At 37.7% G+C, this 13051-nt stretch carries 13 protein-coding genes and 2 tRNA genes; 2 read left to right on the top strand and 13 right to left on the bottom strand.

From position 1 onward, the window contains the following. The first annotated feature begins 77 nt into the window (after positions 1 to 77). Together CEQ83_RS00335 and CEQ83_RS00330 are read left to right on the top strand one after the other, a co-directional pair. Positions 78 to 151: transfer RNA gene (locus CEQ83_RS00335), tRNA-Met, on the top strand. A 10-nt stretch (positions 152 to 161) separates the two neighbouring features. Beyond that, a tRNA-Glu gene (locus CEQ83_RS00330) sits at positions 162 to 233 on the top strand. Positions 234 to 354: 121 nt separating this feature from the next. Here the strand turns inward: CEQ83_RS00330 and CEQ83_RS00325 are convergent. From CEQ83_RS00325 to CEQ83_RS00265, 13 genes are all read right to left on the bottom strand, one after another. Continuing rightward, positions 355 to 822 carry a S1 domain-containing RNA-binding protein gene (locus tag CEQ83_RS00325; protein WP_013054879.1) on the bottom strand — a complete coding sequence of 156 codons (468 nt, stop codon included), beginning with the start codon at positions 820 to 822 and terminating at the stop codon, positions 355 to 357. An 88-nt stretch (positions 823 to 910) separates the two neighbouring features. Then, positions 911 to 1282, bottom strand: a complete 372-nt coding sequence (locus CEQ83_RS00320; protein ID WP_013054878.1) for an FtsB family cell division protein — start codon at positions 1280 to 1282, stop codon at positions 911 to 913. A gap of 4 nt (positions 1283 to 1286) precedes the next feature. Beyond that, positions 1287 to 1910: a spore cortex biosynthesis protein YabQ gene (gene yabQ / locus CEQ83_RS00315; RefSeq protein WP_155016964.1), complete on the bottom strand. Its 624-nt coding sequence runs from the start codon at positions 1908 to 1910 to the stop codon at positions 1287 to 1289. Then, positions 1907 to 2212 carry a sporulation protein YabP gene (gene yabP / locus CEQ83_RS00310; RefSeq protein ID WP_013054876.1) on the bottom strand — a complete coding sequence of 102 codons (306 nt, stop codon included), beginning with the start codon at positions 2210 to 2212 and terminating at the stop codon, positions 1907 to 1909. The genes yabQ and yabP overlap by 4 nt, the downstream gene beginning before the upstream one ends. 99 nt (positions 2213 to 2311) lie before the next feature. Then, complete coding sequence (locus CEQ83_RS00305; RefSeq protein ID WP_013054875.1) at positions 2312 to 2578, bottom strand: RNA-binding S4 domain-containing protein; 267 nt, start codon at positions 2576 to 2578, stop codon at positions 2312 to 2314. A gap of 20 nt (positions 2579 to 2598) precedes the next feature. Beyond that, on the bottom strand, positions 2599 to 4059 hold the full coding sequence (yabN, locus tag CEQ83_RS00300) for a bifunctional methyltransferase/pyrophosphohydrolase YabN (RefSeq protein WP_028412645.1): 1461 nt from the start codon (positions 4057 to 4059) through the stop codon (positions 2599 to 2601). A gap of 12 nt (positions 4060 to 4071) precedes the next feature. After that, on the bottom strand, positions 4072 to 5676 hold the full coding sequence (locus CEQ83_RS00295; RefSeq protein ID WP_028412644.1) for a putative polysaccharide biosynthesis protein: 1605 nt from the start codon (positions 5674 to 5676) through the stop codon (positions 4072 to 4074). A 229-nt stretch (positions 5677 to 5905) separates the two neighbouring features. Then, the gene (spoVT, locus tag CEQ83_RS00290) at positions 5906 to 6442 is read right to left on the bottom strand and encodes a stage V sporulation protein T (protein WP_028412643.1); all 537 of its coding nucleotides are present in this window, start codon (positions 6440 to 6442) and stop codon (positions 5906 to 5908) included. A gap of 249 nt (positions 6443 to 6691) precedes the next feature. Continuing rightward, a complete protein-coding gene (gene mfd / locus CEQ83_RS00285; protein ID WP_028412642.1) occupies positions 6692 to 10222 on the bottom strand; it encodes a transcription-repair coupling factor in 3531 nt (1176 codons plus the stop codon). A gap of 69 nt (positions 10223 to 10291) precedes the next feature. Beyond that, a complete protein-coding gene (locus CEQ83_RS00280; RefSeq protein ID WP_013054869.1) occupies positions 10292 to 10522 on the bottom strand; it encodes an anti-sigma-F factor Fin in 231 nt (76 codons plus the stop codon). Between the two features lie 59 nt (positions 10523 to 10581). Continuing rightward, entirely contained in the window at positions 10582 to 11139 is a 558-nt protein-coding gene (pth, locus tag CEQ83_RS00275) for an aminoacyl-tRNA hydrolase (protein WP_028412641.1), read from the bottom strand. Between the two features lie 139 nt (positions 11140 to 11278). After that, positions 11279 to 11908 (bottom strand): 50S ribosomal protein L25/general stress protein Ctc, encoded by a 630-nt coding sequence (locus CEQ83_RS00270; RefSeq protein ID WP_028412640.1) that lies wholly within the window; start codon positions 11906 to 11908, stop codon positions 11279 to 11281. Between the two features lie 186 nt (positions 11909 to 12094). Then, on the bottom strand, positions 12095 to 13048 hold the full coding sequence (locus tag CEQ83_RS00265; protein WP_014462059.1) for a ribose-phosphate diphosphokinase: 954 nt from the start codon (positions 13046 to 13048) through the stop codon (positions 12095 to 12097). Positions 13049 to 13051 lie beyond the last annotated feature (3 nt).

The raw sequence follows: 13051 nt of genomic DNA, 5'->3' as shown, positions 1-13051 counted from the left end.
TAAAAATAACAAAAAAGTTATTGACAATAACCCTGCTTTTTTATATTATTATAAATGTCTTTTAGAGAACGTATAATGGCGGTGTAGCTCAGCTGGCTAGAGCGTACGGTTCATACCCGTGAGGTCGGGGGTTCGATCCCCTCCGCCGCTACTCGAATAACGGCCCGTTGGTCAAGCGGTTAAGACACCGCCCTTTCACGGCGGTAACACGGGTTCGAATCCCGTACGGGTCATCAAAAAGCATGTACAACAAGTACATGCTTTTTTTCTACTCTTTTTTACATATAAAAAAAGCACCTTTTAGATAAAAGGTACTTTCCAAAAACTCGCTATCTATTTGATATAAGCAGCAAGTTAACCGCGTTTTGCACCGCGTCCACCGCGTTTTGATTCGGTATGGCGTTTTAGGGAAGATAAACGTTCTTCACTGTCTTTTAAGAAACGATTCATTTTTTGTTCGAATGTTTCTTTTGTACGGAAATCATTACCGCCACCACGATTGTTATTACGTTGTGGGCGTGAATCACGTGGACGGTCTGAGCGTGGCGCTCTTGCAGGACGCTCTGGTCTTTCTGGACGTTCTGGTTTGTCTACCGCTTTCTTAATTGAAAGACCAATTTTACCATCTTTCTCAACGTTAATTACTTTGACTTCAACTTCGTCGCCCACTTTTAAATGGTCGTTAATGTCCTTTACGTAATTATCAGCTACTTCACTGATATGAACCAAGCCTGTTGAACCTCCTGGTAACTCAACAAAAGCTCCAAAGTTCGTAATACCTGTTACCTTTCCCTGTAACTTGCTGCCTACTTCGATTGACATAAAAAAAATGCTCCTCCTTAAATGATAAAAGAAATCAATTTATTATATTATACAAAAAGCAAAAATACACTGTCAACGAACCATACGTTTAGTCTTTTTTTACATTAAAGATAATTTCCCCGTCTTCTGATAAAAAATAATCTCTCCGGGCAATCTTTTTAATATAATCATCGTCATTCAACTTGACGATTTCACCTTTTAACTGTTTTTGCTTGCTTTGTAATTTTGTCAGCTGCTGTTCTAATTTTACCTTCTCAGCTTTTTTGTTCTCAATAGCTGAGGTTTGCGTAATTAAAGCTGATACCATCAATCCACCAATGATTAAGGCCAACACTCCGAAAACAGTCAAACGCCTAATTAAACCGATACGCTTTCGATCTGTATTTTGTTTAATTTGTTCTTGTTTATGGCTATAATCAGTATTTAACTTCGCGACCTTTTTTTTTCGTACCGCACTCATTGAATTAGTCGTCCCCCTTGTTTTTTAAAGTGTTCACCCATGCAACGACTCTCATTATCATATTCTTTGCACGATTGTAAATTCCTTCTATATACCGAAAACCCATATGTAAAAATCGTTTTACAGGTTTAGGCATCATTCTCCAAAATACGAAAAGAACCCACCTAGTCGGTAAGTAAATAAGCTTTAGACAGAATACGAGCAGCTTATGAACAGCTCGGTAGATCCCTAAAGCGACTACAAGTAGAATATGAATAAAGAAGCGGATAGGCTTGACCAAAAAAATATTACTAAGCGTTAAAACACCTCGATATAAACTTAATACGCTCGAGACAGTAAATGTTAATACTTTTAAATACAGTGATTGAAATAAGCTTTGATACGCGGCAAAGCCGCAAAACAAAGCAAGAAACGCATACAAACGCAGTTCTCCTTCATTCACTAAAAACAACACATAAAAAATGAGAAGAGCTTGCACCATCCAAAACAATACGTCATTTACAAATACGAACCATGGGCGTGATTTAGAGCGATTAACAAAGTAACGATAAGTATCGAGAGAAGCACCTAAACCGCTTCCCAACGATACCATCGCAAGCATTGTATAGAGCTGAATGTTTAAACTCATCGAAACAACTTACTAAAGAATCCTTTAGCCTTCTCCGATTGGTTCTCATCTAAGTAAACTATATCAAAGATTTTTCCTTTTATCGATACAATTCCTTGATCAACGTCTAAATTTTTCATTTGCAGATTTTGCCCTCTAACTGACAAGAAACCCATCACTGTTTCAAGTAAAAATTCCTCATTGTCAAAGCTCTCTACCTGCTTCACACCCGTGATATCTAAGAGACGCCGACCCTTCATCACTAAATCATGATTTGGAGTATGGTCTTTGTTTGAATTGCTTGTTTCATAAAATTGGCTCATATCTTCATCCCCACCTCATTCATTAAGAGCATTCGCTCTTGTTATCTGTTGTTTAAAACATATGAATGAGAAAGGTGATTTAGAACAAGCCTTCATCAGTTATACTTCAGATGAAATACGCTCTTCTTTGACAATTGAGTACAAATTAGCTGCTTCTTCTTTTTTAGCTGCTTCTTGAAGAGCCTCTATTTTAACGGTAATTTTCTTCGTGCCAAATGTGATGGCTAATTCATCTCCTACTTTCACATTTGTGCTTGCTTTTGCAACGATACCATTAATCGTAATACGGCCCTTGTCTGATACTTCTTTTGCCAATGTACGGCGCTTAATTAAACGTGATACTTTTAAAAATTTATCTAACCTCATAATTCCCTCACCTTTCTGTTTTACAAACCTGTTTTTTTGGCTTCTTCCCAAAATTCATCTAACTCTTTTAACGAAAAAGATTCAAATGGTTTTTCAGAAGCTCTCACTTTTTCTTCAATATATTGAAATCGATTTAAAAATTTTGTATTCGTTTTAGCTAATGCAGCTTCAGAGTCGATTTTATAAAATCTTGCAATATTCACTAAAGCAAATAAAATATCTCCAAATTCATCGCTCATTTTTTCTTTATCAGCATGCTGTACTTCATCTTGGAATTCAGCAAGTTCTTCCTGTACTTTTTCCCACATAGGTTCAACTTCTGACCAATCGAAACCAACTTTTGCAGCTTGTTTTTGGTATCCGTGCGCTTTCATTAAAGAAGGCATAGCCCCAGGTACAGAAGCTAACAGAGAAGAAGGCTCCTCTCCTTTTTCTTCTTTTTTGATTTCATCCCAATTTTTTAAGACCTCATCTGCATCATTCACGCTCACTTCCCCAAATACATGCGGATGGCGTCTTACCATTTTCTCTGAAACACTGCGAATGACGTCATCAATTGAAAACATTCCTTCATCTTCACCGATTTGTGCATGAAGCAATACCTGCAGCAATACATCACCGAGCTCTTCAATCATATTATCGTCATCTTGACGGTCAATTGCATCTAATAACTCATAAGACTCTTCTAGCAAATAGCGCTTGAGCGATTCATGCGTTTGTTTTTGATCCCAAGGACATCCGTTTGGCCCTCTGAGCGTGGCAATAATCCTTCTGAATGAGTCAAATTGATGGTATAAAACCGTTTCGTCCGCTACTGGAGGGACATAAATAGTCGTTAAGTTATTGAGCGACATTTCTCTATCTAATTCATACAGCTTGACCGGCTGGATTTTTTCTTCACTGCTTCCCGCTGCCGTTACAATGTAAACGAGGTAATCATCAGGAACGTGTTCCATCAGCGTTAGTTTTACCTCTGAAGCAACGAACTGATCGTACACTTGAGCAATTAGAACATGACCCGTTAACTCTATTTCGCTTCGCTTTAAGTCTGTTCCGTCTAGCAGCTGAAATCCTTCAATAGGATCGATCTTTAGTGCGCCAAAAATTGGATCTAAGAAGCTTTGTCCCCCTTTAATTTCAACAGGAATGCTGCGTTCTTTTCCTTTTTGTAAAAGTAATTGAACCGTACGTTCTGCCACTAAAGGATGCCCGGGAACGGCATACACCACTTCTTCTACTGAAGCTTTATCGATTAAATCATTTGATATATGTTCATATACCTCTTCAAATCCATCATAAGATTCGTATACGTCATCATAGGATACGTACGTCAAGCCTTCACTTTCTAATTCTTTGATTACAGGATGTTCTTTTGTGCGCATATAAATATGCTTTTCCTGCTGCAGCAAGCGATAGATGCCTACGGGTAGCTGCTCTAAATCGCCTGCTCCTAAACCAATAACTGTTACTTTACCTGTCATTGCTTCACCTTCTTATTTATTTTTTAATACGTATTTAGCTAAAACACTTCCCATTGGAAGTAAACGTAATTCCTCTTCGGTAAAAATATGTTGTTTCATAATGATAAACAAATAAAACAAACCGCCTATTAAAACACCAGATCCTGTTTCAACCACTTGTTTGCTTGTATCTAAACCATTAGACCATACAAAGTGATGTAAACAAAATAAATAGCTTTGCAAAAGAATGACCATTGCTATGCCCGTTATAAAAATACCTCCACTCGCCTTTTTCGGAACGAGCGATACAGCTAGCTTTTTATACAGACAAAATAGATTGATTGCTGCAACAATAGCGAATCCAGCTGAGGAAGCAATGGCTGCTCCTATGGTTTGAAAATCTGGTATTAGCCAAAGATTCAATATCAGTTTAACCGTCATGCCAGCGATGACGGCTATTACAGGTGCGAAAACAGCTCCCATCCCCTGAAGCACAGCTCCAGCAGTTGCTGCTACGGTTGTAAATATAACTAACAAGCTCAAAATTTGTAAAACGTCCGTTCCGTCGGAGTTACTATATAAAAGCATATTAATGGGTTTCATCAGCGCAATCAAGCCAAAGGCTGCTCCAACTCCGACTACAAGCGATAGTCGGAGAGACAGCTGAACTTTTTCAAGCACAAATGACAAGTTCTTTTTCGCAATGGCTGAAGAAATAACGGGTACAAGTGAAAGTGAAAAAGCTGTACCTACTACTGTACCTAATTGAATCAACGGAAGTCCACGGTCATAAATACCTTTTGAAACTTTTGCTGCCTGTTCAGCCATGCCATGCGCCGTCAGACCGGAATATAATGTAAAGGAATCAATAAGCTGAATAAACAGCAGACCCATAGCGCTGATACAAATTAATAAACCTTGAATAATAAGGATTTTCACTACTTTTTTGATGTCTGCTTTTTTTATGCGTTGAAATACTCCCTTAGAATTTGTCTTTGTTCTAAAAACAAATAAACATAAAATAATAAGAGATGTTATACCGCCTGTTATGGAACCAAAAATAGCTCCTGCTCCTGCAGTATAAGGACCATACCCATGGTGGATAAAGAAAATAGATAGGCACAAAATAGTCCCTACTCGAACAATTTGTTCTGCGATTTGAGACAACGCAGTAGGAAACATATTATATAATCCTTGATAATAACCACGAATGACAGCAATAAACGGAATAAGTAAAAACGAAAATGAAATAATTTGAATGAGAAGCGTTAACTGACGATCTCCCATCCACTCGGCAATCGTTTCTGCAAAGATATATTGGAGGGAAAACATTATGCAGCCTACTACAAACAAAAAAGCAAATGAAACTTGAAGTATTCCTCGGATTTCCTTTCTCCGATTTGTTGCCACATAATCGGCTACTAACTTTGAAATAATTACAGGGAAACCGTATGTACCTAGCTGTAGCGCAATTCCATATAGCGGATAAACTTGCTGATAGATATAAAACCCTATATCTCCCGCAATATGGTGATATGGAATACGGTAAGTAGCACTTAAGATTTTCGTAAATAAACCTGCGAGCGTTAAAATAATCGCGCCGTTAAAAATAGAATAGAGCTTTGATTGTTTCTGCATTCCTACACCTTTCACCTGCAGCTTGTAATTATGTGAACAACGCTTTTTATGAGCCGCTAACTGTAGAAGAATAGCGCTTTGTTCTTATAAAACATCCTGCACTTTCCAATAAATAAAATACCGTACCATTATATCATGTTCTCTTTATTTCTAAGGTAAGACAGCATGAAAAAAGGTAGCAGAAACTGCTACCTTTTCAGTAAATAATGTAAAATAAAGATAATTACGCTTACTGCTCCATTTGACGAGATAAGAAGCTAGCTGCTGTTTCGGCTGCTTTATGCTCTACTTCACCAAGAGACTTCTCTTTTGAGAAGATGACAACAGCTCCAATCGGATCTCCATTTGCAATAATCGGACCGATTGTGTAAGAAGAAATATTTTCTTCGTATCCATCGACAAATTCAAGGTTTTTCCCATCAGTTACTAAAGAAGAACTGCGACTTTCCATAACAGATTCTACTAAAGAACTAATGTTTTTATTTAAGTATTCTTTTTTAGAGCTTCCTGCTACCGCAATAAATACATCGCGGTCACAAATAAGTACAGGATGACCTAAGCTATCGTATAGCGCTTCGCCATACTCTTTTGCAAAATCTCCTAATTCACTAATTGGCGAATATTTCTTTAAAATAACTTCTCCATCGCGATCGACGAAAATCTCTAGCGGGTCTCCCTCTCGGATGCGAAGTGTTCTTCTAATTTCTTTTGGAATCACAACGCGACCCAAATCATCAATACGACGAACAATACCTGTTGCTTTCATTCATTGAAGCCTCTCTTTCATATGATGATTAAAATAGTTGGTGAATATCACTGATGGCTATATGATAAAAGGTTCACCTTTGTTGAGGTTAGTATTCTTCACTCTACAACTTCTATTCACCAACCATCTCTTTTTTTGTTAAAAAGTGTGCTTTTATTAAAAAAATGTCCAAAAAACCGCCAAAACATGGGGATTTGGACATTTTTATTTCGGCTATATAAAAAGAAGGCTCAAAAATGAGCCTTCTTTTTAATTCGTAACTTGTTCTTTTTTAACAGTGGCTACTCCTTTTACTAACTGATACACAATATTGAGCCATTCTTTTTGAGCAAGTCCTTTTACGTTAACCACTAATTTTACTTTCTTGCCTTCCATACCTAAGCTGACCATTCTGCCAAATTGATCACCTAGCATGAATAATTTTTGGCCGTCTATCGTTGAGCTCGCTTCTTCAGAAAGCAGAATAGAAATTTCTTGTTTTGACTGAAGAATAGATTCTACTAGGTTCTGCGTTGCATATACTTTTGTTTCAGCTACTTTAAACAAGTACTCAACCTCAGCCGGATACTCCCCAAAACGATCAATCATTTCATCTTGCAATTCTTGAATATCCTCTAGTGCTTCAATTCCTCTAAAGCGCTTATACATCTCAATTTTCAAGCGGCCGTCTGTAATGTACTGATCAGGGATATACGCGTCTAAGTCCAGATTCATTTCCACATTAAATTTCACACTTTCTCCGTCAGACCCGCGTCTTTCCTCTATCGCTTCTTTAAGCATTTGTGAATAGAGATCGAAACCGACAGAATCGATAAATCCATGCTGCTGAGCACCCAGTAGGTTTCCGGCGCCACGTATTGAAAGATCACGCATAGCAATTTTAAAACCAGAACCTAATTCAGTAAATTCCTTAATAGCTTGCAGACGCTTTTCAGCTACTTCTGTCAGTACTTTGTCTTTATGATACGTAAAGTACGCATATGCCACGCGATTTGAACGACCTACGCGTCCTCTTAATTGATACAGTTGTGATAATCCCATCTTATCAGCATTGTTAACAATGAGCGTATTTACATTTGGAATATCTACTCCTGTTTCGATAATAGTTGTACTCACAATCACGTCATATTCGCCTTCTAAAAAGCTTAAGATAACCGCTTCGAGTTCTGTTTCATTCATTTTTCCGTGGGCATACGTTACCCTAGCATCAGGCACGAGCATCGAAATTTCTTCTGCTTTTCGTTCAATATCTTCTACGCGATTATATAAAAAGTAAACTTGGCCATCACGCGCTAACTCACGCTCAATCGCTTCACGAACTAGAACTGGATTATACTCCACTACATATGTTTGAACCGGAAAACGATTTTCAGGCGGCGTTTCAATAACAGACAAATCCCTTACACCCAACATAGACATATGTAATGTTCGTGGAATAGGTGTTGCTGTAAGTGTAAGGACATCAACGTTTGCTTTCATTTGCTTGATTTTTTCCTTGTGCGTTACACCAAAACGTTGCTCTTCATCGATAACTAACAACCCTAAATCCTTATAAATCACATCTTTAGATAGTAAACGATGTGTACCAATCACTACATCTACGGTCCCATTTTTTAGCCCTTTAATTGTTTCCTGCTGCTGTTTACGGCTGCGAAAGCGGCTCAATAGCCCAATATTAATTGGGTAGTCTTGAAAACGCTCACGGATGGTTTCATAATGCTGCTGAGCTAAAATAGTGGTTGGTACTAAAATAGCCACTTGTTTTCCATCTGTCACAGCTTTAAACGCAGCACGAATGGCTACTTCTGTTTTTCCGTATCCAACGTCTCCACAAAGCAGACGATCCATTGGTCTTTCATGTTCCATATCCTTTTTAATTTCTTGTACAGAACGAAGCTGATCTTCGGTTTCTTGATAAGGGAAAGCTGTTTCAAATTCTCTCTGTAAATCGCCATCCGGGGAAAATGCATAACCTTTACTTGCTTCGCGCTCTGCATACAGTTTAATTAAGTCATCAGCGATGTCTTGAACAGAAGACTCAACTTTTCGTTTCACTTTCTTCCAGTCATTTCCGCCAAGTTTATATACTTTCGGCTCTTTCCCTTCAGAGCCTACATATTTTTGTACTTGATCAATCTGTTCAACAGGAACGTACAGCTTGTCAGAGCCTTCATATTTGATATGGATATAATCTTTATGATTACCGTTAATCTCTAACGTTTCCATTCCTAAATAACGGCCAATACCGTGGTTCACGTGAACGACATAGTCACCTACGTTTAACTCTGAATAGCTTTTAATACGCTCTGCATTGGAAAGCTTTTGACGACGCTTTGATTTCTTGATCCGTTTTTTAAACAATTCTTCCTCGGTTAAAACTGCTAATTTTTGCATCGGCAGTTCAAAGCCCATTTGTAAATCGCCTTCAATAATTTGAACAAGACCTGGCACAAGCTGACCATTTCCATCTAAAATAGATGAATCAATATCATAATCTGCTAGCACCCCTTCGAGTTTTTTCACGCGCTCTTTATCTGCTCCTAAGAGGACTACCGTATAATTAGCATTTTTCCAACGTTCAATTTCACTTTTTAATAAGTTCATTTGGCCGTAAAACTGCTGCATCTGCTTACATGAAATATTAATAATATTTTGCGGACTCGTATACGATACGTGCTTCAAAAATAACGATAAGTATAAAAACTGATGTTTTGCTCGCTGAATAAGAGATGGGAGCTTATGAGATAATTGAACATCTCGAACAATTTGCCCCTGTCCTAATAATTCTGTTATCCATTCAGCTTCCTCTGTTTCAAGCTGATCAGACGTCTCTTGAATTCGAGTTGTTTCATCAAAGATGACAAGGCCACCTTCTGGTAAATAATCTAGTAAACTAGCAGGCGATTCGTAAAAGAATGATAAATACTTGAACATATTTTCAAGAAGTTGACCTTGACGCAGCTGTTCGATTTCACCTTTAATATTTTCTGTTAAGGTAGCTTTTAGCGCTGCGTTTTTCACTTGCTGCAGCGTCGAAGCCAGCTGTGCTTCTAGTTCTTCAATTCCTTGGGCCACTTCATTTTGGCTCACAATGATTTCCGTAGCAGGGCCGATTGAAATTTCTTTTAACTGCTCTTGAGAGCGTTGATCCTCAATTGTAAAAGTACGAATGGAATCAATCTCTGTATCAAATAGTTCAATTCGGACAGGTAACTCTTCTGTTAACGGATAGATGTCAATTATTCCTCCGCGCACACTAAACTCACCCGGAGCTGAAACCATCGATGCCCGCTCATAGCCCAACTCAACTAACCTTTTTAAATAATGATCAACGTCGATGTCAATTCCCATTTGAAACGGCAGCTGCGTTTGCTCCCATCTTGCTTTAGGAGGTAGCAGCTTTCGAATCCCTGCAAGCGGCGTTACAACTACTCCACCTGTATGTTGACTCCAATAATTGAGTACTTCAATTCGCTGAGCCTTTAATTCTGGACTTGCAATCCCCACTTCTGTAGCAACTAAATCGTTAACAGGGTATAAGAAAACGTCTTTTTCCGGTAAAAGGTGCAAAAGGTCTTCATACACTTTTTGGGCTTGATATAAATTATGAGTCACTACTAATAAGGGGTATTTTTTATCCTCATTTAAGAGTGCCATTAATACAGATCGAGCTGAACCGGAAATTCCCGTTACTAACTGTTCTTTCAAACCTTCTTCTAAACTGCTGACAACAGCTCCAATTTCTTTATTTTCTTCAAATTGCTGTCTAATCCCTCGCAAAGGAATTCCCTCCTCCCATGATATGTCTAAACTAAACAGAAAAACGCTTTGGTTTGAGACCAAAGCTTTTTATTGTATAAATGTTTCGTACTGATGATAGTCTGGATTTCGTTCTAGCGCTTCTTGACAGTCTTCACAAATAATTTTAACCACGATGTCTCCACTATTATGGTAGTGAATAAAGTCTTTTCGTTCATCTGCGGTCAGGTGATTAAAACCGAGTGCTTCTGTATTGTGAGCTGTCTTTTCTATCATACCGACTTTTGCGCCACAATGTCTACAGAAATAATGAATAGACATACAAATCCTCCCAAATCTTTTAGTGTTAGTATGGACGATTGAGAGAAATTTTATTCTGCTTAATTATAGCGATTCATTACTTCTAAGAACGTTTGACCTAAAAAGTCTTCACTCGCGTGCACAGACGTTTTCATCGCTTCTTCCATATGAACCATTTCATCTTCTGTAAAGCGCCCTAGTACATAGTCAACTACTTTCATACCGTTTTTCGGACGATCAATCCCAATACGAATTCGGTTAAACTCTTGGGTTTTTAAATGCTGAATAATTGATTTTATTCCGTTATGGCCGCCTGGACTTCCTTTTGTACGCAATCTTACTTTTCCGCACGGTAAATCTAAGTCATCGTAAATAACAAGCAAGTCTTCGACGTCTATATCAAAATAGTCCATTAACGGGCGAATACTTTCTCCTGATAAATTCATATATGTTAGAGGCTTTAATAATATGACTTTTTCTCCTCTTATTATACCTGTTCCATATATTCCGTTAAACTTTGTTTTATCTAATGAAATCATAAACTGTTCGGCAATTTTATCAATTGCCATAAATCCTATGTTATGACGAGTACGGTCATATTCTTTTCCAGGATTCCCTAAACCAACGATTAATTTCAAAATAGATACTCCTTTCCACTCTATGTAAGTTGTACATAATAGGTAAATGTCTTTAATGTTTTACATTACTATATAGTATCACTTTTATTATAATCAATTCACACAAAAAGACGTAACCTTTTGGTTACGTCTTTTTATATTATTCTTCGCTATCTTTTTCTTTTGTTGCTTCAACGTCGCCTTCAGCATCCTGAACTTCGCCGCTATCCGGCTCTTCTTCCTGTTGAGGAGGTAGTACAGAAGCAACTGTATCTTCTGCATCATGCGTAATTTCTAGCTTTTTATCTACCTTAATATCCCCTACTGTAATTGTATCGTTAATTCCCAAATCTGATACATCTACATCAATAGATGATGGGATATCTTGCGGCAAGCCTTTTAATGAAATTTCATATAGAGACTGCTGTAATACGCCGCCTTCTTTTGTTCCTTTTGCTTCTCCTACTAGAGATAAAGAAACTTCAGTATCAATTTCTTTCTTCATGTCGACCACTTGGAAATCGGCGTGGACAATTTCGTTTTTTAATGGATCGGTTTGAATATCATGTAACATTACGGAATATTTTTGCTTGTCCACTTGTAATGTTAACACTCCATTGCGTCCTGCTTCACGAATAGTCTTAATAAAATCAGCACTGTTTAAGTAAATAGGCGTGGATTCTGTTTTATTTCCGTAAACAACCGCTGGGAAGTTTCCTTCGTCGCGAATTTTTCTATTTGTAGAATTTTTGAAATCCGTTCTTTTATTTGCTTGAATTGAAATACTCATTTTATTCACCTTCCAGTATGTTTTCTACTTAAAATGTACCCTTTTTAGAAGGCTGCTAAACATAAAACTCGTTTCAATCAGCAATATATCTTTGCTCATCCCGTCCAAATCCCTTTAAAACCAAGGATTAGCCCATTTAATTTTTTTCAAAAAAACCTCTTTCCAAATGGAAAGAGGTTCTGTTTATCAATCAAATAACGTACTAACTGATTGCTCTTCGTGAACACGAATAATCGCTTCACCAATTAACGGAGCTACCGAAAGTTCTGTTACTTTACCAATTTTCTTATCTTCTGTTAAAGCAATAGAGTTTGTTACAGCTAGCTCTTTGATTGTAGAATTTTGAATACGCTCAATCGCAGGGCCTGAAAGAACTGGGTGTGTACAACAAGCATATACTTCTTTTGCACCTGCTTCAATTAATGCACTTGCACCAATTGTAATTGTACCAGCTGTATCAATCATGTCATCAATCAAGATTGCTGTTTTCCCTTCCACTTGTCCAACAATGTTCATAACTTCTGCTACGTTTGGACGTGGGCGACGTTTGTCAATGATAGCGATCGGCGCTTTTAGACGTTCCGCTAAACGGCGAGCACGCGTTACGCCACCGTGGTCCGGAGATACAACAACAACGTCATCAAGGTTTTTACTCTTGAAGTATTCACCTAAAATTGGAACACCTACTAAATGGTCAATTGGAATATCGAAGAAACCTTGAATTTGAGGAGCATGTAAATCTAATGTGATAATACGAGTAGCTCCCGCTTTTTCAATGATATTTGCTGCTAATTTGGCAGTGATTGGTTCACGTGCACGAGCTTTACGATCCTGACGAGCATAGCCATAGTAAGGCATAACGATGTTAATTGTTTTAGCTGATGCACGTTTTAATGCATCAATCATAATTAATAATTCCATTAAGTGTTCGTTAACTGGAGCACTTGTTGATTGAATGATAAATACATCACAACCACGGATACTTTCTTCAATGTTAATTTGAATTTCACCGTCACTGAAACGATCAACCGAACATTTACCTAATTCCACACCAATTACTTTTGCGATCTCTTCAGCTAAAGCCTTGTTTGAATTTAGCGTAAATAACTTTAAATTTTCATCAGCATATACATTTGACATTTT

It is taken from the genome of Priestia megaterium (assembly GCF_009497655.1).
Classification (GTDB): Bacteria; Bacillota; Bacilli; order Bacillales; family Bacillaceae_H; genus Priestia; species Priestia zanthoxyli.
Note: the sequence above shows the minus strand (reverse complement) of the source record. Positions and strands in the feature narration are given on the sequence as shown.